At 67.2% G+C, this 25,466-nt stretch carries 21 protein-coding genes; 15 read left to right on the forward strand and 6 right to left on the reverse strand.

The features are described 5' to 3' along the window. Positions 1–1,200 carry a sensor histidine kinase gene (locus ACIBCN_RS04450; RefSeq protein WP_396990034.1) on the reverse strand — a complete coding sequence of 400 codons (1,200 nt, stop codon included), beginning with the start codon at positions 1,198–1,200 and terminating at the stop codon, positions 1–3. A 7-nt stretch (positions 1,201–1,207) separates the two neighbouring features. Beyond that, positions 1,208–1,843 carry a response regulator gene (locus ACIBCN_RS04455; RefSeq protein WP_396990035.1) on the reverse strand — a complete coding sequence of 212 codons (636 nt, stop codon included), beginning with the start codon at positions 1,841–1,843 and terminating at the stop codon, positions 1,208–1,210. A gap of 329 nt (positions 1,844–2,172) precedes the next feature. On the opposite strand from ACIBCN_RS04455, the gene ACIBCN_RS04460 reads away from it, so the two are divergent. The 8 genes from ACIBCN_RS04460 (at position 2,173) to ACIBCN_RS04495 (ending at position 13,541) form a co-directional block, all read left to right on the forward strand. After that, positions 2,173–3,222, forward strand: coding sequence for a glycosyltransferase family 4 protein (locus ACIBCN_RS04460; protein ID WP_396990036.1), 1,050 nt, complete (start codon positions 2,173–2,175; stop codon positions 3,220–3,222). A gap of 28 nt (positions 3,223–3,250) precedes the next feature. Next, on the forward strand, positions 3,251–5,356 hold the full coding sequence (locus ACIBCN_RS04465; RefSeq protein WP_396990037.1) for a glycogen debranching N-terminal domain-containing protein: 2,106 nt from the start codon (positions 3,251–3,253) through the stop codon (positions 5,354–5,356). Between the two features lie 169 nt (positions 5,357–5,525). Then, positions 5,526–8,552, forward strand: coding sequence for an excinuclease ABC subunit UvrA (gene uvrA / locus ACIBCN_RS04470; protein WP_396990038.1), 3,027 nt, complete (start codon positions 5,526–5,528; stop codon positions 8,550–8,552). Between the two features lie 672 nt (positions 8,553–9,224). Next, positions 9,225–10,079: a hypothetical protein gene (locus tag ACIBCN_RS04475; RefSeq protein WP_396990039.1), complete on the forward strand. Its 855-nt coding sequence runs from the start codon at positions 9,225–9,227 to the stop codon at positions 10,077–10,079. A gap of 148 nt (positions 10,080–10,227) precedes the next feature. Continuing rightward, positions 10,228–10,677 (forward strand): GNAT family N-acetyltransferase, encoded by a 450-nt coding sequence (locus tag ACIBCN_RS04480; protein ID WP_396990040.1) that lies wholly within the window; start codon positions 10,228–10,230, stop codon positions 10,675–10,677. Between the two features lie 187 nt (positions 10,678–10,864). Further along, positions 10,865–11,614, forward strand: a complete 750-nt coding sequence (locus ACIBCN_RS04485) for an alpha/beta hydrolase (protein ID WP_396990041.1) — start codon at positions 10,865–10,867, stop codon at positions 11,612–11,614. 641 nt (positions 11,615–12,255) lie between these two features. After that, positions 12,256–12,684, forward strand: coding sequence for a helix-turn-helix domain-containing protein (locus ACIBCN_RS04490; protein ID WP_396990042.1), 429 nt, complete (start codon positions 12,256–12,258; stop codon positions 12,682–12,684). Next, positions 12,681–13,541, forward strand: coding sequence for an alpha/beta fold hydrolase (locus ACIBCN_RS04495; RefSeq protein WP_396990043.1), 861 nt, complete (start codon positions 12,681–12,683; stop codon positions 13,539–13,541). The genes ACIBCN_RS04490 and ACIBCN_RS04495 overlap by 4 nt, the downstream gene beginning before the upstream one ends. 344 nt (positions 13,542–13,885) lie before the next feature. Here the strand turns inward: ACIBCN_RS04495 and ACIBCN_RS04500 are convergent, their stop codons facing one another. From ACIBCN_RS04500 to ACIBCN_RS04510, 3 genes are all read right to left on the reverse strand, one after another. Continuing rightward, on the reverse strand, positions 13,886–15,430 hold the full coding sequence (locus tag ACIBCN_RS04500) for an FAD-dependent monooxygenase (RefSeq protein WP_396990044.1): 1,545 nt from the start codon (positions 15,428–15,430) through the stop codon (positions 13,886–13,888). Between the two features lie 42 nt (positions 15,431–15,472). Then, on the reverse strand, positions 15,473–16,087 hold the full coding sequence (locus tag ACIBCN_RS04505; protein ID WP_396990045.1) for a TetR/AcrR family transcriptional regulator: 615 nt from the start codon (positions 16,085–16,087) through the stop codon (positions 15,473–15,475). 117 nt (positions 16,088–16,204) lie between these two features. After that, the gene (locus tag ACIBCN_RS04510; RefSeq protein WP_396990046.1) at positions 16,205–16,546 is read right to left on the reverse strand and encodes a DUF1844 domain-containing protein; all 342 of its coding nucleotides are present in this window, start codon (positions 16,544–16,546) and stop codon (positions 16,205–16,207) included. Positions 16,547–16,914: 368 nt separating this feature from the next. On the opposite strand from ACIBCN_RS04510, the gene infC reads away from it, so the two are divergent. The 4 genes from infC (at position 16,915) to ACIBCN_RS04530 (ending at position 19,233) form a co-directional block, all read left to right on the forward strand. Then, positions 16,915–17,628, forward strand: coding sequence for a translation initiation factor IF-3 (gene infC / locus ACIBCN_RS04515; RefSeq protein WP_396990047.1), 714 nt, complete (start codon positions 16,915–16,917; stop codon positions 17,626–17,628). Between the two features lie 59 nt (positions 17,629–17,687). Beyond that, positions 17,688–17,882 (forward strand): 50S ribosomal protein L35, encoded by a 195-nt coding sequence (gene rpmI / locus ACIBCN_RS04520; RefSeq protein WP_135236040.1) that lies wholly within the window; start codon positions 17,688–17,690, stop codon positions 17,880–17,882. Between the two features lie 134 nt (positions 17,883–18,016). After that, on the forward strand, positions 18,017–18,397 hold the full coding sequence (rplT, locus tag ACIBCN_RS04525) for a 50S ribosomal protein L20 (RefSeq protein WP_396990048.1): 381 nt from the start codon (positions 18,017–18,019) through the stop codon (positions 18,395–18,397). Between the two features lie 38 nt (positions 18,398–18,435). Continuing rightward, positions 18,436–19,233, forward strand: coding sequence for a TrmH family RNA methyltransferase (locus ACIBCN_RS04530; protein WP_396990049.1), 798 nt, complete (start codon positions 18,436–18,438; stop codon positions 19,231–19,233). 43 nt (positions 19,234–19,276) lie between these two features. Here ACIBCN_RS04530 and ACIBCN_RS04535 read toward each other — a convergent pair whose 3' ends face one another. After that, positions 19,277–19,855, reverse strand: a complete 579-nt coding sequence (locus tag ACIBCN_RS04535) for a TetR/AcrR family transcriptional regulator (RefSeq protein WP_396990050.1) — start codon at positions 19,853–19,855, stop codon at positions 19,277–19,279. A gap of 103 nt (positions 19,856–19,958) precedes the next feature. Between ACIBCN_RS04535 and ACIBCN_RS04540 the strand changes: the two genes are divergently transcribed. The 3 genes from ACIBCN_RS04540 (at position 19,959) to pheT (ending at position 25,341) form a co-directional block, all read left to right on the forward strand. Then, the gene (locus ACIBCN_RS04540) at positions 19,959–21,386 is read left to right on the forward strand and encodes an MFS transporter (protein WP_396990051.1); all 1,428 of its coding nucleotides are present in this window, start codon (positions 19,959–19,961) and stop codon (positions 21,384–21,386) included. A gap of 355 nt (positions 21,387–21,741) precedes the next feature. Next, positions 21,742–22,803, forward strand: coding sequence for a phenylalanine--tRNA ligase subunit alpha (pheS, locus tag ACIBCN_RS04545; protein WP_396990192.1), 1,062 nt, complete (start codon positions 21,742–21,744; stop codon positions 22,801–22,803). Positions 22,804–22,836: 33 nt separating this feature from the next. Further along, positions 22,837–25,341, forward strand: a complete 2,505-nt coding sequence (pheT, locus tag ACIBCN_RS04550) for a phenylalanine--tRNA ligase subunit beta (RefSeq protein WP_396990052.1) — start codon at positions 22,837–22,839, stop codon at positions 25,339–25,341. Positions 25,342–25,466: the final 125 nt, after the last annotated feature.

A 25,466-nucleotide genomic window follows, 5' to 3' on the forward strand; every position in this document is an offset into this window, starting at 1 on the left:
TCAGCTCAGCGGGACCGACCAGTGCACCCGCGTCCCACCGGAGGCGGCGCGCTCGATGCTGCACCGGCCCTCCGACTCGGTCGCCCGCTGCGCGAGATTGGCCAGGCCGCTGGCGATTACGTCGTCCGGCACGCCTGATCCGTTGTCCCGCACCAGGATGGTCAACTCGTCGGCGACGGTGATCTCGATCGTCACGGCGTCCCCGCCCGAGTGCCGCACCGCATTGCTGACCGATTCGCGCACAACGGCTTCCGCGTGATCGGCCAGCGCGGGCCCGACCACCGACAGCGGGCCGTCGACGTGCAACCGCGCCCGGATCGGAGACGCCGCGGTCTGCTGCCGGACCGCGTCCTCCAGGCGTCGCCGCAGCGAGGCGCCCGCGCCGCCGTGCAGATCGAAGATCGTCGTTCTGATCTCCTGCACGATCTCCTGCAGTCGATCGATCTCGTCCGAAAGCCGTTGCTGAACTTGCGGATCGTCCACTCGTGCGGCCACGCCCTGCAAGCCGAGGCCGACCGCGAATACCCGCTGGATGACGTGATCGTGCAGGTCGCGCGCGATCCGGTCGCGGTCGGCGAGCACATCGAGTTCGCGCGCTCGGCGCTGCGCCTCGGCCAGCTGCATGGCCAGCGCGGCCTGGTCGGTGAACGCCGCGGCGAGCGCGCCGAGTTCGTCGGAGTACGGCTCGGCGTCGGGCGCGCGCACGACGATCAGCACGCCGAGCACCACCCCGGCGGTCTGCAACGGCAGGATCAGCGCGGGTCCGGCGGACTCGAGCGGTGCCCCGAGGTCGATGCCCCGCGCGTCGGCCAGATGCACGGTGGCGCGCTCGGCGAACGCCTTGCCCGCGACGGTGTTGATGAGCCGCACGTGCTGTCCCTCGACCGGCGAGTCCGCCCTCGACCATTGCGCCACAACGAGTTCCGAGGCCTCCTCGGGCGGAACGCCGGGCTCGACGACGGCGAGGATCGCCTGCTCCGAACTGGTCAGCGTGCGCGCGTGCTCGACCACCTGCGCGAGCACCCGATCCGGCGCGGTGCCCGCGAGGAACTCGGTGGCGATGTCGCGGTTCGCCGCGATCCACGCCTGCCGGGTGCGGCCCCACTCGTAGAGCCGCGCGTTGTCGCCGGCGATGCGGGTCGCGGTGTCCACGATCGTGCGCAACGCGTCGAACACGACATGCGCCGCGGCGTCCGTCATGTCGCGGTCAGCGTTCGCCGAGCTTGCTGGCCAGCACCGCCGCCTGGGTGCGCCGCTCCATGCCGAGCTTGGCAAGCAGCCTCGACACGTAGTTCTTGACCGTCTTCTCCGCCAAGAACATCCGGGCCGCGATCTGCCGGTTGGTGAGTCCCTCGCCGAGCAGCGCGAGCAGCTTGCGCTCCTGCTCGGTGAGCCCGGCCAGCGGGCCGTCGTCGTCGGGCACGCCGTCGCGCAGCCGGGCCCGCAACGCGGCGGCCGCCCGATTGTCCAGCAGCGAACGGCCCGCGCCGACCGCCTTGATCGCGGCGGCCAGCTCCATGCCTTTGATGTTCTTCACGACGTATCCGCTGGCCCCGGCCAGGATCGCGTCGAGCATCGCCTGCTCGTCGGTATACGAGGTGAGAATCAGGCAGCGCAGCCCCTCCACCTCGGCCAGCAGGTCGCGGCACAGCTCGATGCCGTTGCCGTCGGGCAGCCGGACATCGAGCACCGCGACATCGGGGCGCAGCACCGGAATCCGGGCCATCGCCTGCGCGACGTCACCCGCCTCGCCGATCACCGTCAGCTCGGGGTCACCCTCCAGCAGATCGATCAGACCGCGCCGGACGATTTCGTGATCGTCGACCAGAAATACCTCGAGCACGTCGGCCTCCCTGTCGTCGCCTACCGGACGAAAGCAGCCTCCCGAAAGCCACGAGTAGATAACGACGTTCCGGGTAAGCTTGCAATGAAGTCAACCAGAGGGGCCGTGGGCAGCGGAGCCATAAGGCTCATATGTACATGGGGAACTCGAGCGATGACATATTCAGCGACACTAGATTTCAGCGCGATCTTCGGACCGCCGCGTGCCTGTCCGGGCTGCGGCTCCGACCTCTTCGACGAAGTACCCGATGTCCTCCAGCGCTGCGCCGGCTGCGGCGCACACTGGGGACCAGCAGCGGAAGGGCGCGGCGTCGAAGAACGTAGGCGCCCATGAGGATCGGTCAGATAGTCCCGCCATGGGTCCCGGTACCACCGCCGGCCTACGGCGGCACCGAAGCGGTGGTCGGCAATCTCTCGGTCGGCCTCGACCTGCTCGGCCACGACGTGCACCTGTTCACGGTGGGCGATTCCACCTGCCCGGTACACCGATATTCGCTGTACGAGCATCCGACCGTGCAGATCGGCGTCGGTGAGGCCGAGTTGATGCACGTGCTGGCCGCCTACGAAACGCTGGCCGACGTCGACATCATTCACGATCACACCTCGCTCGGTCCGTTCGTCGGCGCCATCCAGAACGGGCCGCCGGTCGTGGTCACCAACCACGGGCCTTTCTCGGAGATGCGCCAGGAACTGTTCCGTTCGATGGCGCGCCACGCCAGCATCGTCGCGATCTCCGAGGCGCAACGCCGGATGGCGGGCAGCGTGCCGATCGCCGAGGTGATCCATCACGGCATCGACCTCACCGCGCATCGATTCGGCCCTGGCGGCGGCGGTTACCTGGTGTTCGTCGGCCGGATGAACGAAACCAAGGGCGTGCACCGCGCGGTGCAGATCGCCAGGCTGGCCCGGCGCAAGCTGATCATGATCACCAAGATGCGCGAACCGGAGGAGCAGCGCTACTACACTGAGCGGGTGCGTCCACTGATGGGCCCCGACGATCCTGAGCCGCGTGAGGAACCCACCGCGCGCCGGGTCGAATTGGTGCGCCACGCCGACGCGTTGATCAATCCGATCGAGTGGCCCGAGCCGTTCGGACTCGTGATGGCCGAGTCATTGGCTTGCGGCACACCGGTTCTCGCGTTCCCCAACGGCGCGGCCCCGGAGATCGTCGAGCACGGCAAGACCGGATTCCTGTGTCGCGGCGTCGAAGAGATGGTGGACGCCATCGATCAGGTGCACACCATCGATCGCCGGGATTGCCGGGCGGCGGCGGAGCAGCGGTTCGACAGGCTGCGGATGGCGCGCGATCACGCGCGGCTGTATCGCCGCATCCTGTCGGAGCGGACGACCCGGGTCATGGTGCCCACCACGGTGGCGTGAGTTTGCCGAGCGCCCATGGGGCGGCGTCGTGACCCATCCCTGGGGCGACGGCTCGGATACGGCGGCGCCCACGACGATCAACGCCGGGGTCACCCTGGTCGAGGGCTCGACCTTCTGCATCAGCGAGGTCAGCGGCGCGATCAGGGCGAATCGCGCGGCGGGCTTGTTCGTGCGCGACACCAGGGTGCTGTCGCACTGGCGACTCACCGTCGACGGCATCGAGCCGGAGGCGCTCACCGTGCGTTACGACCAGCCGTACAGCGCGACGCTGCTGGCCCGCACCGCGCCGCGGGCGGGCACCGCCGACAGCACCGCGCTGGTGATCATCGGCAGGCACGTGGGTGACGGTATGCGCGAGGATCTGGTGGTGCGCAACCTGTCCGGCGTGCCGCTGGAATGCGCGATCCGGCTGGAACTGGACGCCGATTTCGCCGACCTCTTCGAGGTCAAGGAGGGGCGCATCGGCCATGACCACGAGGTGGTCACCGCGGCGCGCGCGATGGACGGTGCGATCCAGATCAGTCGGGCCGAGCTCGGCGTGGCGGTGACGGTCAGTGGTACCGGAGCCAGCGCGTCGGGTCGCGAATTGTGCTGGGAGATAAACCTTCCCGGTCGCGGTGAATGGTCCGCGTGCGTCGAGTACCTGCCCGCGCTCGACGCCGACCCCACGCCGCCGCGCTACCCGTGCGGCACGCCGGTGAACCGCAGCGGGCCCGCGCAACGACTGCGCGAGTGGTACGCGAACTCACCGACCGTGCACACCGAGGACGAAACCCTCGCGTCGGTGCTGCAACGCACCCTCACCGATCTCGGTGCGCTGCGCATCTTCGATCCGGACCACCCGGAGCGCGCGGTGGTTGCCGCGGGCGCGCCCTGGTTCATGGCGCTGTTCGGCCGCGACTCGCTGCTCACCTCGTGGATGGTGTTGCCGCTCGACCGCAGGCTGGCGGTCGGCACGCTGCAGAGCCTGGCCGGCCTGCAGGGGTCGAAAGTGCACGCGGCGACCGAGGAACAGCCGGGCCGGATTCCGCACGAGGTGCGGTTCGGGCGCGCGGCGACGCTGCTGCTCGGCGGCGGCACCGCGTATTACGGCACCGCCGACGCCACCCCGTTGTTCGTGATGCTGCTCGGCGAGCTGTACCGCTGGGGGCTGGACGCGCGGATCCGCGACGAGCTGCTGCCGCACGCGGACCGCGCGCTGGAGTGGATCGAACGCTACGGCGACCTGGACGGCGACGGCTTCGTCGAATATCAGTGCGCCGCCGAGCACGGCCTGGCCAATCAGGGCTGGAAGGACTCCTGGGACGGGGTCAACTTCGCCGACGGCACGCTGCCCGAGGCGCCGATCGCCCTGGCCGAGGTGCAGGGCTACACCTACGCGGCGTATCTCGCACGTGCCACGCTTGCCGCCGGTACCGGCGACCATCCGGCCGCGGAACGCTGGCGCGCCAAGGCCGCACAATTGAAAACCGCGTTCAACGAGGCGTTCTGGCTGCCCGATCGCGGCTGGTTCGCGATCGGTCTGGACCGGGACAAGCGGCCGATCGACGCGCTCACCTCCAATATCGGGCACTGCCTGTGGACCGGGATCATCGACGACGACAAGGCTAAGCGGGTCGCCGACCACCTGCTCTCGCCGGAGATGTTCAGCGGCTGGGGGATCCGCACGCTGGCCACGTCAATGGGCGCATACAACCCGGTCAGCTATCACAACGGCTCGGTCTGGCCGCACGACAACGCGATCTGCGCCGCGGGCCTGATGCGCTACGGGTTCACCGAGCACGCGAACCAGGTGGTCACTGCCGTGCTCGACGCCTCGACCCGGTTCGGCTACCGGCTGCCGGAGCTCTTCTGCGGTTTCGACCGCGCCGAATTCGACATCCCCGTGCCCTATCCGACGTCGTGTTCGCCGCAGGCCTGGGCCGCCGCCGCGCCGCTGCTGTTTTTGCGTACGCTGTTGAGACTGGAACCCAGCGTTCCGGAGGGGGTGCTGTCGGTCGCGCCGGTGGTCCCCGCTCGCTACCTGCCGTTGCGGGTCGGCGGGCTGCGCGTCGGCTCGGACGTGCTGTCGGTCACCGTCGACGCGGAGGGCTGGCAAGTCCGCGGTTTGTCCGGTGACCTGCGCCGGACCTAGCGTCGACCGCTAGCCGGACGCACCGCACTACCGCCGATGCGAGCGCCGTTTGTAGCTGGTACGCCCCGGACGAGCCAAACTTGTCGGTGGGTGTGTTTAGCATGACGGCCGGATACGTCTGGACCCGTTTGTCGGTTCACCCGAACACGATCGAGAAGGGACTCACCTGGTGGCGGAACGCCTCACTGTGCGCGGAGCTCGGGAACACAACCTGAAGGGGATCGACCTCGATCTGCCTCGCGACAGTCTCATCGTGTTCACCGGATTGTCCGGCTCCGGCAAATCGAGCCTGGCCTTCGACACGATCTTCGCCGAGGGACAGCGGCGGTACGTGGAGTCGCTGTCGGCGTACGCGCGGCAGTTCCTCGGGCAGATGGACAAGCCCGACGTCGATTTCATCGAGGGTCTCTCGCCCGCGGTGTCGATCGATCAGAAGTCGACCAACCGCAACCCGCGTTCGACCGTCGGCACCATCACCGAGGTGTACGACTACCTGCGCCTGCTGTACGCGCGGGCGGGCACTCCGCATTGCCCGGTGTGTGGCGAGCTGATCCAGAAGCAGACGCCGCAGCAGATCGTCGACCAGGTGCTCGCCATGGAGGAGGGCATCAAATTCCAGGTGCTCGCGCCGGTGGTGCGCACCCGAAAGGGCGAATTCGTCGATCTCTTCGATCAATTGAATTCGCAGGGCTACTCCCGGGTCCGGGTCGACGGCGTGGTGTACCCGCTCACCGATCCGCCGAAGCTGAAGAAGCAGGAGAAGCACGACGTCGAGGTGGTCGTCGACCGCCTGTCCGTCAAGACGAATTCGAAACAGCGCCTCACCGATTCGATCGAGACCGCGCTGCGGCTGGCCGACGGCATCGTGGTGCTGGACTTCGTCGACCGCGACGAGCACGCGCACGACCGGGAGCGCCGCTTCTCCGAGCGGCTGGCCTGCCCGAACGGGCACCCGCTCGACATCGAAGACCTGGAACCCCGGTCGTTCTCGTTCAACTCGCCCTACGGCGCCTGCCCGGATTGCTCCGGCCTCGGCATTCGCAAGGAGGTCGACCCGGACCTGGTGGTGCCCGACCCGGCGCTCAGCCTGCAGGACGGTGCCATCGCGCCGTGGTCGCGCGGGCAGACCGCGGAATACTTCACCAGGCTGCTGTCCGGGCTCGCCGAGGCCGTCGGCTTCTCGATGAAGACCCCGTGGGAAGACCTGCCGCTCAAGGCGCGTAAGGCCGTGCTCGAGGGCAGCTCCGACCAGGTGCACGTCTCCTACACCAACCGGTACGGCCGGAAGCGTTCGTACTACGCCGATTTCGAGGGCGTGATGCCGTTCCTGCAGCGGCGCATGGAGAGCACCGAGTCCGAGCAGATGAAGGAGCACTACGACGGGTACATGCGCGACGTGCCGTGCCCGGTCTGCGACGGTGCTCGGCTGCGTCCGGAGATCCTCGCGGTCACCATCAACGCGGGCGGCGACAACAAATCCATCGCCGAGGTCAGCGACCTGTCCATCGGGGAATGCTCCAAGTTCCTGAACTCGCTCACGCTGGGGGAGCGCGAGGCCGCGATCGCCGGGCAGGTGCTCAAAGAGGTGCAGGCGCGGCTCGGCTTCCTGCTCGACGTCGGCCTGGAATACCTGTCGCTCGGGCGGGCCGCGGCCACGTTGTCCGGCGGTGAGGCGCAGCGCATCCGGCTCGCCACCCAGATCGGTTCCGGGCTGGTCGGTGTGCTCTACGTGCTCGACGAACCGTCCATCGGCCTGCATCAGCGGGACAACCGGCGGCTCATCGAAACCCTCACCCGGCTGCGTAATCTCGGCAACACGCTGATCGTCGTCGAACACGACGAAGACACCATCCGCGCCTCGGACTGGGTGGTCGACATCGGCCCGCTGGCCGGCGAGCACGGTGGCCGGGTGGTGCACAGCGGCCCGTACCAGGAGCTGCTCACCGAGCCCGAATCACTCACCGGCGCTTACCTTTCCGGCCGGGAGCGGATCGAGCTGCCGCTGCTCCGCCGGCCGATCGACAAGAAGCGCCTGCTCACCGTGGTCGGCGCGACCGAGCACAACCTGCGCGGCATCGACGTCGACTTCCCGCTCGGCGTACTCACCGCGGTCACCGGCGTCTCCGGTTCCGGCAAGTCGACGCTGGTCAACGACATCCTGGCGACCGTGCTGGCGAACAAGCTCAACGGCGCGCGGCAGGTGCCGGGCAGGCACACCAGGATCAAGGGACTCGACGACCTGGACAAGCTGGTTCAGGTGGATCAGTCGCCGATCGGCCGCACCCCGCGTTCTAATCCGGCGACCTACACCGGTGTGTTCGACAAGATCCGCACCCTGTTCGCGTCGACCACCGAGGCGAAGGTGCGCGGCTACCAGCCGGGCCGATTCTCCTTCAACGTCAAGGGCGGTCGTTGCGAGGCGTGCTCGGGTGACGGCACTTTGAAGATCGAGATGAACTTCCTGCCCGACGTGTACGTCCCGTGCGAGGTCTGCCACGGCGCCCGCTACAACCGGGAAACCCTCGAGGTGCACTACAAGGGCAAGACCATCGCCGAGGTCCTCGACATGTCCATCGAGGAGGGTGCCGAGTTCTTCGAGCCGATCAGCTCGATCCACCGCTACCTGAAGACCCTCGTCGACGTCGGCCTCGGCTATGTCCGCCTCGGCCAGAGCGCACCCACCTTGTCCGGCGGCGAAGCCCAGCGCGTCAAACTCTCCGCCGAACTCCAGAAACGCTCCACTGGCCGCACCGTCTACATCCTCGACGAGCCGACCACCGGCCTGCACTTCGAAGACATCCGCAAGCTCCTCAAGGTCATCAACGGCCTTGTCGACAAGGGCAACACGGTGATCGTCATCGAACACAACCTCGACGTCATCAAAACCGCCGACTGGGTCATCGACATGGGCCCCGAAGGTGGCTCCGGCGGCGGCATGGTCGTGGCCCAAGGAACCCCGGAAGATGTTGTCGCCGTAGCCGAAAGCTATACCGGCCAGTTCCTGCGCCAAGCCCTGGAACAAGCGGGTGCGCCGCAGGCTGCGAAGAAGACGCCTGCGAAGAAGGCAGCGAAGGCTCCCGCAAAGAAGGCTCCGGCGAAGAAGGCCACCAAGGCGGCGGACAAGCCCACCGAGGCGCAAGCCGCGGCGAAAACCGCCACAAAGCGGTTGGCCCGCAAGGCCGCAGCCCTGCGTTGAGCACTTTCGCGCCCTGGCCTAACGGCCAGGGCGCGATTGCGTTCCTGGCGGCCTGTTGCGCGGCCCGGGCGCGCACCACAAGCTCGAAATCCGCACTCTCTCTTGGGATCCGCGCTCGGAATAGGGCCCTAAAGCGAGTGCGGCTCCCGAGAAAGAGTGCGGATTTTGCTGAGGGCGGCCTGTCTGGGCCGTCCGGGCAAGTGCTTCTTAGGGCTTCGGAGGTGGACAGTTCATAGAGCTGAAGACCTGTCCACGTTTTCCTGTGAGTAGTGCTGGGCGCGTCGTGTGCCGTACCCGGCTGTAGTTATCAGTCGGGTACGTGGTGTGGGGTTCCAGCGTGGTCATCTGGCTGTGGTCCTGTTTCGGGCGCTGTCGGGAATGGGGATGTCGGGCCGACGGTTTGGTGGTTCGTCGAAATGCACACCCTCTTTGTGTCATGTGCACACCGACTGTGTAAGTCGCACACTCTCTATACGAAGTGTGCGGCTTTGGTAAACGGTGTGCGCTTCGTTTGACCTTTGGGTATTCGAAGAATCAACTAAGTGTGCGGGGGTTTCGGGTGGGTGGGGTGCGGCGTTTCGGTGATTACTTCCAGTGCAAGGCTATTGGGGAAGGTTGGGCCTGCGCTTTTGTTTTTCCCCAGTCGGTGGGGACTCGTATCGGCAAGGGGGTGTGATTCCATTTGCAAGTGTGAACCTTAAACGTGGAGCTGTGGCTCGTCACCTCATTACCGTTGTAATCGCAATCGTGGCAGCGGGTTTCGTTGCCGTGCCTAGTTCTCTTGCGGAGCCGCCGACTGCTCCGTCGCCGCCGGGATCGATGGCGCCTCGGACGCAGCCGATACCGTTGCAGCCGGATCAGCAGTCGCGGATCTATTTCAAGATTCCGGCTGCCAACGAAATCGTTCGGATGCAAACCCATTTCACGGTTCCGGCGAAGCCGTCACGGGTGGGAACTATGTTCTTGTGGCCGGGTCTCGAGCCTCGCGACGGTGGCCGAAACTACTATCCGATCGGCCTCGGCGTTCTGCAACCCGTGCTCACCTGGGGTGATGCTTGCGCTCCGGTGCAACAGCCGCCGACCTACTCCACCTGGTGGATCTCTGGTCAGTACGTCAATGTTTACTCCAGAGATCCGCAATACGCCGACTGTCACTCGGGGCGTGCGATGTCGGTGAGGGTGGGCGAGGCGCTCGACATGGATATCGCCCTGGATCAAGCGACCGGCGTGTGGACGCAAACCATTACGGGACGGTCGGGTTCGGTGCGCTACTCGATCAACATGCGGGCTCAAGCCCAGAACATGGCCTTGTTCGCGATCGAGCCATGGGATAACGCGAGACTTGCCAACCGGCTCGTCTTCTCCGACACCACCATCACCTTCCGCGACGAAGCTAGGCAAAGCTGTCTCACCCCCGAACTCACCTACACCGGAAACGGCGGAACCATCACCCCGCCGACAACCACCGACGGCCGCCGCTGCCACATCGACACCGCCACGGTGAACCCGCCGCGGAGTGTGGACTGATCGCACCGCTGTACTCGCGATAGAGCGCCAATTATGTCTGCGGCACAACATATTTGGCCTCTATCGCACGGGTGGCAGCTTTCGTTCCCAAAAGGCTGGCGCGGAAATCGGAGCGACTGACCGCAGTTCAGTTCGCTACTGTCCCGTCATGGCAGACTGGGAGACCCGCCGGGCAGAGCTCGCCGACGTCGAGCCGATCGCGGAGTTACGCGCCGTGGCGCTGCGGTCAGATCTCGAGCGCCTCGGTCGTTACGACGAACACCGGGTGCGGCAGCGGCTGCGCGACGGGTTCCTGGCCGAGCACACGTCGGTGATCGAGGTGGCCGGCGAATTCGCGGGCTGCGTCGCACTGAGACCGGCTGATGATGGGCACTGGCTCGAGCACTTCTACCTGGATCCGCGGCTGCAGGGCCAAGGGATCGGCTCGGCAGTGCTGAGCAGAATGCTCGAATCCTGCGATCGCGCGGGGATCGTCGTCCGAGTGGACGTTCTGCGGGGCAGTCCGGCCGAGCGGCTTTACGAGCGGTACGGGTTCACAGTTGTCAGCGAGACCCCCGTGGACATCTTCATGCAGCGGATTCCGGGCGTGACGCGGTAGCGGGAAATGGTTAGGCGGGACGGGGCGCGGGTTGGTAGCGTGCGGGGGACCGTGACATCGCGCCAGGAGGTGAGACCCGTGAACGCTGTATCCATGGGGGTGCTCCCTCGCTGCTGCACGGTTGGCGATTGATGTAGGTGTCGCCGGGAGTGCCTGAACATCAAGGCAATCCCGAAAGGCAACACCTATGCATTTCACTGCGGAGACATCGTCGAACGGTGTCATCGAACGCGACTTCACGGTGGGTGAAATTCCCGGCGTGCTCTACTCACCCGCTTCCGCCGCTGCTCGCGCACCCCTGGTCCTGCTGGCACACAGCGGTGGTCAACACAAGCGAGCACCCGGAATCGTCGGCCGCGCACACCGATTCGTGACCGAATGCGGTTTCCATGCGGCCGCCATCGACGCACCCGGCCACGGCGACCGACCCCGAACGGCGGCCGACGAGCGACACGTCACCCTCCTCCGGCAGGCCCAGGCAGCGGGCGAGCCGCTCGGCCCGGTTGCCGTCGGAGTGCACATCGACCTGGCCGCGCGCGCCGTGCCGGAATGGCAGGCGACCCTGGACGCGCTGCAGGAACTGCCGGAGATCGGCACCGACGGTCCGGTCGGCTTCTGGGGGATCATGCAGGGCACCGGGATCGGCATACCGCTGACCGCAGTCGAACCCAGGATCACCGCCGCGATCTTCGGCTGCCTCGGGCAGGAATCCTTGACCGAAGCGGCGGCAAAGATCACCGTCCCAATCGAATTCCTCCTCCAATGGGACGACGAACACGTAGACCGCCAGTCCGGCCTCGCACTGTACGACGCCTTCGCCGCAAAGGAGAAAACGTTGCACGCCAACGCGGGAGGCCACGCCCACGTCCCCAGATTCGAGGTCGACAGCGCGGCCCGATTCTTCACCCGGCACCTCAGCCGGGTCGCCGTGGCCTGACACGCCCACGTTTCGGGATCGACGGCGCACGGTAGCGCATTTCGCGAGGAGTGCTCACCGCCGTTGATCGTGGTGGGCTGTGCCGCGCACGCCAACGCGGGTATACACGCCTAAGTCTCCGATTCGAGGTCAACGGTGCGGCCGGATTCCTCGCCCGGCACCTCAGCCGGGTCGCGGTGGCCTGACGCGCCCACGTTTCGTGATCGACGGCGCGTGGTGGCGCATTTCGCGAGGAGTGCTCACCGCCGTGGGCCGTTGATCATGGTGGTCCGCTGTGCCCCGGGGTTAGTCGAATGTATCCGCACCGACCAGGATCAGCATCGAGCTCTCGGTTGGCGTTAGATCGACTGGCGCCAGCTCCCGGCAGATGTGCATCCCTCGGAGAGTGCTGATCGGATTCGGGGTCAGCCCCACCGTTTCGTCTGCCGACTGCCTCGGCTGTCGATGCCGGGTCGTCCGGTTGGCATGCGCAGTGGTGGCCGATCTCCCAGTCGGCGAAGGTGTCGTAGTCACATGGTCGTCAGGAAGGGCGGTCGCGTCGTCGATCGGCGCCGGTCGGGCTCACTGCGCCCACAAGCGGTAGCTCACATTCCTCAAACCGCCCTATTGCGATGTTGGATAGGGAAGTTTAGAGTAGTTTTGTGACTGATCGCCTCTACTCAGTGGAACAGGTCGCCGAGCGACTCGGCCTGCACGTCCGCACGATCCGCAACTATGTGCGGGACGGGCGGCTGAATGCGGTTCGGATCGGGAAGCAGTATCGGATCGCAGCGGCGGATCTCGAGGCGTTCACCGGGCTGCCGGTGCCTGCGACGGCGCGTGAAACGGCGGGGCGGCGGCACACCGAGGTGTCGAGCATCGTTCAGGTCGAGGCGGTCGGTGCCGAGCTGGCCGACCGCTTGACCACCCTCCTGATGGGTGCGGCCAACACTCGGTCGCCCGCCGACGCGCCGCTGCGGATCGACACGGTGTACGACGCGGAGCGGGCCCGCATGAAAGTGATTGTCCTTGGCGGACTTGCCGATACGGCTCGACTGTTCGAATACATGGAAGGGGTACTCGCGTCATGACCGCGATCTACAAGTCCGAGAGTGGTGCGGACAAGGTTCGGCGGCGCTACGAGGAGCTGCTGCGGGAATGGCCCGTCCCGGCTGAGCAGCTGCGGGTGCCGACCAGGGAGGGGGAGACTTTCGTCGTGGTCTCCGGCCCGCAGGACGCGCCGCCACTGCTGTTGCTGCACGGATCCGGTGCCAACACAACCATGTGGCGCGGCGAGATCGCCTCCTGGGCACAGCATTTCCGCACCTACGCGATCGACATCATCGGCGAGGCGGGCGCCAGTGCGCCGTCCCGCCCGCCCCTTGACTCCGAGCGGCTCGCGCTATGGCTCGACGACGTGCTGGAAGACCTTGGGCTAGAAACTGTTTCGGTCGTCGCGGCCTCCCTCGGCGGTTGGGTGGCACTGGACTACGCGGTCCGGAGGCCGGGGCGCATCACCCGGCTTGCCTTGCTTTGCCCCGGCGGTATCGGCGCGCAAACAATAGGCTGGCTCCCAAAAGCGTTGTTCCTCCGCCTCTTCGGACGTCGCGGCGTGCGACAGACCGCCCGCATCGTGACCGGCTTGAACACGCCACTGACCGAACAAGTCCTCGACGACGTAGTACTCACCTTCACCCAGTACAAGCCGCGCACCGAGCGACTCCCCGTATTCTCCGACGACGCACTCCGCCAGCTGACCATGCCGATGCTGGTAATCGTCGGCGCCCGCGACGTCATGTTCGACTCCGCAGCCACCGCCGACCGAGTCCGCCGCCACGTCCCCAACGCAACAGTGCACATCCTCCCCGACGTCGGCCACGCGATCCTCGGCCAGTCCGACGAAGTATCGAATTTCCTCCTCGCCGCGCACGAGCCCCCTCCGCACTGACCCGCTAACCGCCGCGCATTAATTATCCAGCTGCGCACGAACTGGCTGGCTAATCCGTGCGCGGCAAGTGAATCCGTGCGCGGAAGGTCGGCTGTGCGGGCGTTGCGTTGTCGGACTGACGATCCTTGAGCGGGTCGTCACGGTATCGGAGTTCTTCCTCGCCGAGGAGCGCCAGCTCTGTCTGCCGCTGCCCGTCAGCCGATCGCGCCCTGCCGCGCATGGATTGTCCAGCTGCGCACTGGCTGGCTAATCCGTGCGCGGCAAGCGAATCCGGGCGCGGCAGGCTGATCTGTGTGCGGCAAGCCGATTCGTGCACGGCGTGTTGGCTACACCTGCTGGTGGCGTCAGGTTAGTGGTGCGCCGAACCAGCGGGTCAGCGCTGTGCGCAGGTGATCCAAGTAGGACTGTTCGGCTACGTTGGATGCCCATGCGACGTAGCCGTCCGGTCTGATCAGTAAAGCGGCGGCGGGCGCGTTGGTGGTGGTAGCGGGGATGGTGTCGACTCGGTCGCGCCACCCTGCTGCGACTTCGGTGATGGCGGGGTTGTCGGTGAGGGTGAGTAGAACAGGGCGCGCCTTGCGTAGCAGTTCAGCGACTCGCTGTGTGCCGTCGGAGGTTTCGAGGGTGAGGTCGGGGACCATTCGCCCGGCGAGGGGGTGTGGGTCGCCGGTTTCGTAGCGGGTGTCGGATCCGGACATCAGGCGGGCGATGTAAGCGGTGTTTTCCGGCTGTTCCAGCAGTTCGCCGAGCAGTGTGCGCATCGCGGTGACCTCGGGGCCGGGGGCGAAGAGTGCGGTTTGGGCGAGGGAACTCATCATTACGCGGACGCCGACCGGGTGGCGTTCGGCATGGTAGGTGTCCAGCAATCCTGCTGGGGCCCAGCCATTTATCGTCGCGGCGAGCTTCCACCCGAGGTTGGCCGCGTCTTGCAGGCCCAGATTGAGGCCGGGGCCGCCCATCCCGGAATGTACGTGCGCGGCATCGCCGACGAGGAACACGTTGCCTTCGCGATACCGCTCGGCTTGTCGCGTGTTCTGGTTGTCGATGCGGCGCAGGGCATGTGGGCCAGGACCGTGCGGCGCCTCGATGGGCAAGTCGACGCCGAGCACCCGTCGCACGCTCGCGCGCAGTTCCTCGATGGTCATCGGGGTTCCCTCGGGCACCGTTTCGCCGCCGAACTCCACGCTCGCGATGAGCGGCCGACCCGGCTCCAGCTCGGCGAAGATGAACCCGCCGCGTTCTAGTCGGTTGTGCCCGAACGGAAGTCGCCCGAACCCGGGCACTTCGATGCCGCCGTCGCCGGTCCGCAACTCGTCCGGCAGCCAGACATGCCCCATCCGCGCGATGCTGTCGGTCGCGGTGTAGCCGGGGAATTCGATGCCGACCTGTTTGCGGACGAAACTCTTACCACCGTCGGCGCCGATCAGGTACCGAGTGCCGAGGCGGTAGTCGCCTTCAGGCCCAGCCACGGTGACGTCGACGCCATCGGCTTGCTGAGTCAAGCCGACGAGCCGATGCCCCCACCTGATATCCACGCCCAACCCGGCCGTCCACTTCTCCAGCAGCCGAACGAGTTTGGGCTGCGGAAGGCCAAGCGCCGCCATCGGATTGTCTGCCAGCTCGGCGAACGACAGCGGCAGCCCGCTGAAGAAGTAGAAGGGCAGGGGCTGCGGCGCACCGCGCGGCCCGCCGAACTCGTGGTAGAGCCCGCGCATGTCGAGCAGCCGAATCACCTGGCCGATAAGGCCGTTCGCTTTCGGCTGCGCGCTGGGCGCGGACAATTCGTCCAGCACGATGGCGTGCACCCCGGCCAGCGCGAGTTCGCCGGCAAGCATCAGCCCGTTCGGTCCGGCACCGGAAATGACTACGTCGACAGAGTTTTCAGGCATGACAAATACACCCCTTGTTCGATGATGGGTTTTAGCGCGGTGTCAGCGCGGCGGTTCGGGAAGCCCCGCGGCCACCTCGTCGAGGGCGCGCCGGAGCACGGTGGTGATGTGCACCGGCGGGTCCGCATGGGAGTACACGACCATCGTCGCTTCGACGATGGTGGCGATGGTGCCGGCGACGAGGCGCGGATAGATATCGCGCAGCGGGTCGGTGCCGGTGCGTTCGGCGATCAGCTCGAGCCAATCGTCGGAGATCTCTTTGGACAAGGCGTGCCGCAGCTCCGGCACGTTGAACAGCTTCCGGATCTCGGCCAGTTGCGCCGGACTGGGCAAGGCAAACTGTGTTCCGTCGTCCTCGAGCGGCTCGAGCATCGCGGCAGTGAGCGCGGTCCAGAGCGGTTCGTCGGCGGGGCGCTCCCGCAGTATCGCGAGGCTGCGCCGGATGCGCACCGACTGCCGGTAGATGATCGCGTCGTGCTTGCCGGTGAAGTAGTTGTTGAACGTGCGCACCGAAACTCCGGCGCTGGCCGCGATGTCCTCGCGGGTGACGTTCTCCAAACCCCGCTCGAAAGCGAGCTCCAGCGCGGCGGTACTCAACGCCATGCGAGTGTCGAGCTTCTTGCGTTCGCGCAGTCCGAGCACTTCTTCATCCGGCATGACCAAAGCTTACCGAAAAAACGTGCCCAGTGGGCAAAATTTCCCACCGGGAAAAATTAACGGCAGCGCGGACCAGGCGAACACCAGGTCAGCGCTGCCGCATAGGGTTGCGAAGGATCAGTAGACCGGACCGGTGTACTTCTCGCCCGGCCCCTTGCCCGGCTCATCCGGATGCGCCGAGGTCTCCCGGAACGCACGCTGCAGCGACTGCAACCCCTCGCGAATCGGCCCGGCGTGCGGCCCGAGGTACTCCACCGACGCCGTGACCAGCCCGGCCAGCGCCGTGATCACCCGTCGCGCCTCGTCGAGATCCCGCCGCGTGCTGGTTTCCGGATCCTCGTCCGCGAGCCCGAGCTTCTCCGCCGCCGAACTCATCAGCATCACCGCGGCCCGGCTGATCACCTCGACCGCGGGGATGTCGGCCAGTTCGCGCACGGAGTTGTCGAGCTCTTCTGTCATGCTCATCAGGCTAGCGACGCGACCTCCGGCCACGGGCATCGGCCGAGCTCGACGCGCGGACGCCGGGCCGATTCGGCGATAGCCGAACAGAATGTTAGACTTTCCGCTGACGACCGCCCCTGGTTGTGTCTTCTTCCAAGATTTCGAGCCTGGGGCTGATAAGTGGAGCCCGACTCCCACCGTTGCCGACGAGCGATCGTCAGGTCAAACGGTCCGGTCACCCGCCTTCTCGGAGGCGGGTTTCTTGTGCCGGGGTTCTCTCACGAGAGCCACGCGCAAGATCGCACGCGAGGCTTTGGCGTGCGGTGACCGGTCGACTCGGGCCCCGCAGCGGAATACCGCTCCGGGGCTTTTGTGTTGAAAAGGGGTTGCAGTTATTGCGCGCGGTCGTCCTGACGACACCGCTTGACCTAGGAGGCCCCATCAGCACTGAGACCCGCATCAACGATCGCATCCGTGTTCCCGAGGTCCGGCTCATCGGACCCAGCGGCGAGCAGGTTGGGATCGTGCGTGTTGAAGATGCACTACGCGTCGCCATGGAGGCAGATCTCGATCTCGTCGAGGTCGCTCCGGATGCACGTCCGCCGGTCTGCAAGATCATGGACTACGGCAAGTTCAAGTACGAGACGGCGCAGAAGGCGCGTGAGTCCCGGAAGAACCAAGTGCAGACCGTGATCAAGGAGCAGAAGCTCCGCCCGAAGATCGACGACCACGACTACGCGACCAAGAGGGGCCATGTTATGCGCTTCCTCGAGGCCGGGTCGAAGGTCAAGGTCACCATCATGTTCCGTGGACGTGAGCAGTCCAGGCCCGAACTGGGCTACCGACTGCTGCAGCGTCTCGCCGCGGACGTGGCGGACCTGGGGTTCGTCGAAACCTCGGCCAAGCAGGACGGTCGCAACATGACCATGGTCCTCGCGCCCCACAAGGGTGCGAAGACGCGAGTGAAGGCACAGCAGGAGTCCGCAGCTCCGCGGCCGCAGCAGCCCGCTGCGCAGCCGAGCCCCGCGCCCGCTGAGGCCGTCGCCGCAGACAGCACGCCCGCCGCGGCTCCGGCCGAGCAGGCCGACCCGCCGCAGTAATACCGATAAGAGCCGGCGGTCCGTAAGGGCCGCCGGGACGAGACAGATTAGAGGAATCCATGCCGAAGATGAAGAGCCACAGCGGCGCCTCGAAGCGATTCAAGGTGTCGGGCCGAGGCAAGCTGCTTCGCCAGCAGGCGAACCGTCGCCACCTGCTCGAGCACAAGTCGTCCCGCCGGACTCGTCGTCTGGATGGCACGGAGGCCGTCGCGTCCGTCGACGTCCCGCGCGTGAAGAGGCTGCTCGGTCTCTGAGAGACCACCCGTAGCGACTGCTCGCCGGCCGCTCGAAACGAAGCAGCGCAACCGCGTTCCGGATTCCGGACGCCGACCAACTGACAAACTCCGGGTGCCCGCATGCGCCCCCTAGATCGACAAAGGACTGACCCATGGCACGCGTCAAAAGGGCCGTCAACGCTCAGAAGAAGCGTCGTTCCATCCTCGAGGCCTCCAAGGGCTACCGCGGCCAGCGTTCGCGCCTGTACCGCAAGGCCAAGGAGCAGCAGCTGCACTCGCTCACCTACGCCTACCGGGACCGCCGGGCGCGCAAGGGTGACTTCCGCAAGCTGTGGATCGCCCGCATCAACGCCGCGGCGCGTCTGAACGACATCACCTACAACCGCTTCATCCAGGGCCTGAAGGCCGCGGGTGTCGAGGTGGATCGCAAGATCCTCGCCGAGCTCGCCGTCTCCGACGCCGATGCGTTCGCCGGTCTCGTCGCGATCGCCAAGGCCGCCCTGCCGCAGGACGTCAACGCGCCTGCCGCGTAAGTCACCGGGTGACAAGCGAATATCTTTCGGAACGACCCGTGGACGCGCTCTCGGAGCGCAATCCACGGGTCGTTTCCGCTGTCAAGCTGCAGCGCAGTGCCCAGCGGCGCAAAGCTGGGCTCTTCCTCGCGGAAGGTGCCAATTCGGTTGCCGCCGCGTTGGATACCGGTCGGGTGCGGGAGCTGTTCTATTCCGCCGGTGCCGCGGCCCGCGAGCATGAACTGGTCGCAAGTGCCGCGGGTATGGGCGTGCGCACTACGTTGGTCAGCGATCGTGCCGCCCAGCAGCTCGGCGAAACGGTCACCGCGCCAGGACTTGTCGCGGTGTGCGAGCTGATCGATGTGCCGCTGTCCGATGTGCTCGCGAAAGCGCCTCGGATGCTCGCCGTACCGGTCGAGATGGCCGAACCCGGTAATGCCGGAACCCTCATCCGAGTCGCCGATTCCGTTGGCGCCGATGGGGTAGTACTGGCCGGTGACTCGGTCGACCCGCACAACGGCAAGTGCGTGCGCGCCAGCGCGGGCAGTCTGTTCCACGTCCCGATCGCGCGGCACCGAGACGTCGGCGAAACCCTGGATTCCCTTGCGGCGGCAGGCATCACGATCCTGGCGACCGCCGCGAACGGCGAGGTCGACCTCGATGACGCCGACGGACTCTTCACCGGACCGGTGGCCTGGTTGTTCGGCAACGAGGCGCACGGACTGGATCCCGCCGTGACGCAACGCGCCGACCACCACATCCGCATCCCCATCCGCGGCCGCGCCGAAAGCCTGAACCTGGCCACCGCGGCCGCCATCTGCCTGTACGCGAATTCCCGCGTGCGATACGCGAATTAGCGCTCTGCCGGGCAGGATCTCCGGCCTGTGCCGATAGCCCGGCTCAATCGCCGAGCTGGGTGCAGTCGTTCAGCAGTTCGAGCGCCCAGGGGGTCGATGCGGCGCCGGGGCCTGCTACTTGGATCGCGCTCAGGACGGTGAGCAGCATGCCGGTGGCCATGAACTCGCGGGTCTCGTGCACCTCGGCGCCGGTGAGCTCGCGGACCAGCTGGTAGATCTTGCCGAACCGGGAGCGGACCTCGTCGCCGATCGCCGCCTCCCCGCTTGCCGCGAAGCCGTGCAGGAACAGTTGCAGCATTTCCTTGTCGGCCAGGAAGATGTTGAAGCCATGGCCGAGGGAATGTAGTGCCTCCTCGGGCGTCGCGTCGGGCGCCGCCTCGTCGCGTGCCGCGCGGAATACCTCTTCGATCCGATCGCACACCCGGTGCAGCGCGCTGATGAACAAGTGCTGCTTGGTGCCGAAGAGCCGGATCACGTAGGGCTGGGAAACGCCTGCGCGCCTGGCGATCTCATCGGTGCGGGTGGCCGCGAAGCCGGATTCGGCGAACGCCGAGACGGCCGCTTGCAACACCTGCTCGCCGCGCTCGGAGGCGGTCATCCGGACCCTGGTCGAACTCGACATCGTGCTCCATTCCGCTTGTCCGCCCCGTTGGTATTGACATGTTATCAGTCGATGCATACTCTTCGATTCACTAGTTATCAGTCGATTACAACTAAGGCCGGTCATGACCGAAACTCTCAAACCCGCCGCCTCGCCGACGACCGTCGAGCCAACCAAGCCGATGAGTGGCCGCGCGGTCGCGGCGGTGCTCGCCGCCGTCGGCATCCCGATGTTCATGGTCACGCTGGACAACCTCGTGGTGACCAACGCGCTGCCGGTGATCCGCACCGAACTCGGCGCGTCCCTGTCCGACCTGCAGTGGTTCATCAACGCCTATACGCTGTCGTTCGCTTCGCTGCTGCTCACCGTCTCCGCGATCGGTGACCGGCTCGGACGCCGCCGGATCTTCCTGGCGGGCATCGCGCTGTTCACCGTGGCGTCGGCGGCATGTGCGCTGGCCACCGAGCCGTGGATACTGATCGCCGCGAGAGTCGTGCAGGGCTTCGGCGGAGCGGCGGTCGCGCCGCTGTCATTGACCTTGCTGTCGGCGGCCGTACCGGAACGGATGCGCAGTGCGGCCATCGGAATCTGGGGCGGCATCTTCGGACTCGGCGTCGCGGTCGGCCCGCTCGTCGGCGGTGCTGTGGTCGAGGGACTGAGCTGGCAGTGGATCTTCTGGCTGAACGTGCCCGTCGGCCTCGTCGTCGTACCGTTCGCGGCCAGGGTGCTGCGCGAGTCCTACGGCGCGACCAGGCGGCTCGACCTGATCGGCCTGGCGTTGTCGGCAAGCGGTGTGCTTGCGGTGGTGTGGGGCGTCATCCACGGCGCAGGCGACGGCTGGACCTCGGCCACGGTGCTCGGCAGTTTCATCGCCGGCGCGGTGCTGCTGACCGGTTTGATCGGGTGGGAAATGAGGACACCCGACCCAATGCTGCCGCTGCGTCTGTTCCGCTCCCGCGCCTACCGGGTGAGCAACGTAATGAGCTTCACCTTCTCCATGGGCGTCTTCGGCTCGATCTTCCTGCTGGCCCAGTACTTCCAGGTGGTGCAGGGTTACAGCCCGCTCGAAGCGGGTGTCCGCACCATGCCGTGGACGATGGCTCCGATGGTGGTCGCCCCCATCGCCGGGATGCTCATCGACCGCGTCGGCGCCCGCACCCTCCTGGCCGCCGGTCAGATACTCCTGACCATCGCGCTCGGCTGGATGGCGGCGATCACCACCGTCGACGTCGGCTTCGGCGCCTTCGTCGGACCGTTCCTGCTCGGCGGCATCGGCATGGGCCTGACCTTCGCACCGAGCGCAACCGTCGTCATGGCCAGCGCCGCACCCGACGACCGGGCCATGGCCTCCGGCACCAACAACACCCTCCGGGAAATCGGCGTCGCCATGGGCATCGCCGTCCTCGCGTCCGTATTCGCCTCGCACGGTTCGTATCTCAGCCCGCAGGCCTACGTCGACGGCCTCGTCCCCGCCATCTGGGTCGGCACCGCCATCGTCGCGGTCGGCGCTGTCAGCTCCTTCCTGCTCCCCGCCAAGATCGCCCAGGCCTGAATCGGACGGCCCTTCGAGAACACCGATGCCTGCCGCGGTAGGAGAGGGGCAGGCATCGGCAGGTCTGCGGCGCTCGGCGACAGAGTGGTCGCGGGCGCGGTAGACGATCGACTGCGGCCCATCCAGTAGTCGGGCTGAGGGGAGCCGGCTCAGCGGATCGGCCGCAGTTGTTCTCGGGGAACGTGATCGTCGTCGCAATGTCACCGCTGACATGCAGCGCAATCGGTTGGCCGTCGCGCACCGGGGAATCCGGATGAACTGGATATGGCGCATCCAATAGGATTCCACCAGCAGCAATGTGGGTAGGGAACCAGCCGTGCCCGCGAACCGATCCCCAGGGGAGAGTCGAACCATCGTGGCCGACGACAACGACGCAGTCGAGCAAAACGCGACGCTGACCGAGGAGGCACTGGCCGCGGCCGCGGCGGCCGCCGAGAAGGCGTTTGCCGCTGCGGCCGACCTGGATGCGCTCGCGGTCGCGAAAACCGAGCACCTCGGTGGCAAGGCACCGCTGGCGCTGGCGCAGCGTGCGCTGGGCAGCATTCCGAAGACGGAGAAGGCCGACGCCGGTAAGCGCGTCAACGTCGCGCGCGCCCGGGTGTCCGAGGCGTTCGAGACGCGGCGCGCGGCGCTGCTCGCCGAGCGGGACGCGGCGGTGCTGGTGGCCGAGGCGATCGACGTGACGCTGCCCGCGCGCAGGCAGCCGTTCGGCGCCAGGCATCCGGTCACCGTCATCTCCGAGCAGGTTGCCGACGTGTTCGTCGGGATGGGCTGGGAGGTCGCCGAGGGTCCCGAGGTGGAGACCGAACACTTCAACTTCGACGCGCTCAACTTCCTGCCCGACCACCCGGCCCGCACCATGCAGGACACCTTCCACATCGCGCCGGAGGGCTCCCGCCAGGTGCTGCGCACGCACACCTCCCCGGTGCAGGTGCGCTCGCTGCTGGCCCGCGAGCTGCCGATCTACGTGGTCTGCCCCGGCCGCACCTTCCGCACCGACGAGCTCGACGCCACGCACACGCCGATCTTCTCCCAGGTGGAGGGGCTGGCCGTGGACAAGGGCCTGACCATGGCGCACCTGCGCGGCACCCTGGACGCGTTCGCGCGGGCGCTGTTCGGCCCGGACACCCGAACCAGGATGCGCCCCAACTACTTTCCGTTCACCGAACCCTCCGCCGAGGTCGACGTCTGGTTCCCGGACAAGCGGGGCGGCGCGGGCTGGGTCGAGTGGGGCGGCTGCGGCATGGTGAACCCGAAGGTGTTGATCGCCAGCGGGATCGATCCCGAGGTGTACAGCGGGTTCGCGTTCGGCATGGGCCTGGAGCGGACGCTGCAGTTCCGCAACGGCATCCCGGACATGCGCGACATCGTCGAGGGCGATGTGCGTTTCACGCTGCCCTTCGGCATCCGGTCCTGACCTCACCCTTCGATCGAGAGAGCGAAACGTCAAGTGCGAGTAGCGCAGTCCTGGCTGACCGACATCATCCAGCGCACCAACCCCGACTGGTCGGTGACGCCGGAAGAGCTCGACGCGGGGTTCGTCCGTGTCGGCTTGGAGGTCGAAGAAGTCGACAAGCTCGAGCGGATCGCCGGTGACATCGACAAGCCGCTGGTGGTCGGCCGCGTCGCCGAGATCGCCGAGCTGACCGAGTTCAAGAAGCCGATCCGCTTCTGCAAGGTCGATGTCGGCAACCCTGACCTTCAGGAAATCGTCTGTGGCGCAACGAACTTCGCCGTCGGCGACCTGGTTGTCGTGGTGCTGCCCGGTGGCGTGCTGCCCGGCGGGTTCGCGATCTCCTCGCGCAAGACCTACGGGCACGTCTCCAACGGCATGATCTGCTCGGTCGCCGAACTCGGTATCGGCAAGGATCACGCGGGCATCCTGGTGCTGGAGCCGGGCACCGCCGAGCCGGGCGCGGACGCGAACGAGCTGCTCGGCCTCGACGATACGGTCATCGAGCTCAACATCACTCCCGACCGCGGCTACTGCTTCTCGGTGCGCGGCCTGGCCCGCGAACTCGCCTGCGGCTTCGACCTCGACTACGCCGATCCCGCCGTGCGCATCCTTCCGGACGACGAGCAGGACGCCTGGTCGATCCGGCTCGAACCCGACTCCAAGTGCACCCGCTTCGCCGCGCGCCGGGTCACCGGCATCGACCCGAACGCGGTGAGCCCCTGGTGGTTACAGCGCAGGCTGCTGCTGTCCGGCGTGCGCCCGATCTCGCCGGCCGTCGACGTGACCAACTACGTCATGCTCGAACTCGGCCAGCCGCTGCACGCCTTCGACGCGGCCAAGCTGAACGGCGGCCTGGTGGTGCGTACCGCAAACAAGGGCGAGACGCTGCGCACCCTCGACGAGGTCGAGCGCACCCTGGACGCCGAAGACGTGGTGATCGCCGACGATTCCGGCGTCGTCTCGCTGGCCGGTGTGATGGGTGGCGCGACCACCGAGGTCGGCGCCGAAACGACCGACATCGTGCTGGAAGCCGCCACCTGGAACCCGCTGCTGGTCTACCGCACCTCGCGCAGGCACAAGCTGGTTTCCGAGGCGGGCAAGCGCTACGAGCGGGTGGTCGACCCGGAGATCAACGTGGCCGCGCTCGACCGCGCCGCCACCCTGCTCGCCGAAATCGCCGGTGGCACTGTCGAATCCGCGCTCACCGACGTGCGCGTCCCGGTGCCGTCCGCGCCGCCGATCCGGATGGACATCGATCGGGCCGACCGCGTCGCCGGTGTCGTCTACCCGACCGGCACCTCCGCGCGCCGCCTGGCCCAGATCGGTTGCACCGTCGAGGTCGCCGTCGACGAGACCACCGGGCACGGTCAGCTCGAGGTCACCCCGCCGAGCTGGCGGCCCGACCTGGTGCAACCCGCCGACCTGGTCGAAGAGGTGCTGCGGCTGGAGGGGCTCGAGCAGATCCCGTCCGTGCTGCCCGCCGCGCCCGCCGGGCGTGGTTTCACCGCCACCCAGCTCCGTCGCCGCGCGGTCGGCCGGGCGCTGGCCTTCGCCGGTGCCGTCGAGGTGCCCGCGCCGCTGTTCATGCCCGCCGGTGTCTTCGACACCTGGGGTCTGGACGCCGACGACCCGCGCCGGGCGACCACCCGGGTGCTGAACCCGCTCGATGTCGAGCGCGCCGAGCTGGCCACCACGCTGCTGCCCGGCCTGCTGGAAGTGGCTACCCGCAACATCTCTCGCGGCGCCCGCGACCTCGCCATCTTCGGCATCGCCCAGGTGGTGTTGCCCGGTGACAACGTGCACCCGATCGAGGCGCTGCCGGTCGACCGCCGCCCCACCGACGACCAGATCGCCGACCTGCTCGACTCGCTGCCCGCCCAGCCCGTGCACGTCGCGGCCGTCCTCACCGGCCGTCGCGAACCGCGTGGGCCGTGGGGTCAGGGCCGGCAGGCCGAGGCCGCCGACGCGTTCGCCATCGCCGACGCGGTCGCCGACGCGGCGGGCGTCACCCTGGAGCGCCGCCCCGCCGCCTACCTGCCGTGGCATCCGGGTCGTTGCGCCGAGCTGGTGGTAGACGGCAACGTCGTCGGCTACGCGGGCGAACTGCATCCTGCTGTGCTGGAACGGTCCGGCTTGCCGCCGCGCACCTGCGCCGTCGAACTCGACCTCGACGCCCTGCCGCTGCTCGAATCCCGCCCCGCCCCAACGATTTCCCCGTTCCCGGCGGTGCTGCAGGACGTCTCGGTCAGCGTCGAGAAGGCGACCCCCGCGGCCTCGGTGGAATCGGCCCTGCGCACCGGCGGCGGCGAACTTCTCGAGGATATCGCTCTGTTCGACGTCTACGAGGGCACCCAAGCGGGCGAGGGCCGCAAGTCTCTCACCTACGCCCTCCGCTTCCGCGCCTCCGACCGCACCCTCACCGAGGACGAAGCCAGCGCTGCCCGCGACGCCGCGGTAGCGGCCGCCGCTGACGCCGTGGGTGCGGTCCTGCGCGGCTAGCCACCCGCCGCGCACGAGTCACCCTGCCGCGCACGAGTAGCTAGCGATCTCGTGCGCGGCGGCATAGCGGATGCGCGGATGTGGTCCGTACGCGATCAGGCCCGGAAGGCGAACCTTCCGGGCCT

Origin of the sequence: Nocardia sp. NPDC051052, from assembly GCF_044456045.1 — a bacterium.
In the GTDB taxonomy this organism is placed as follows: domain Bacteria; phylum Actinomycetota; class Actinomycetes; order Mycobacteriales; family Mycobacteriaceae; genus Nocardia.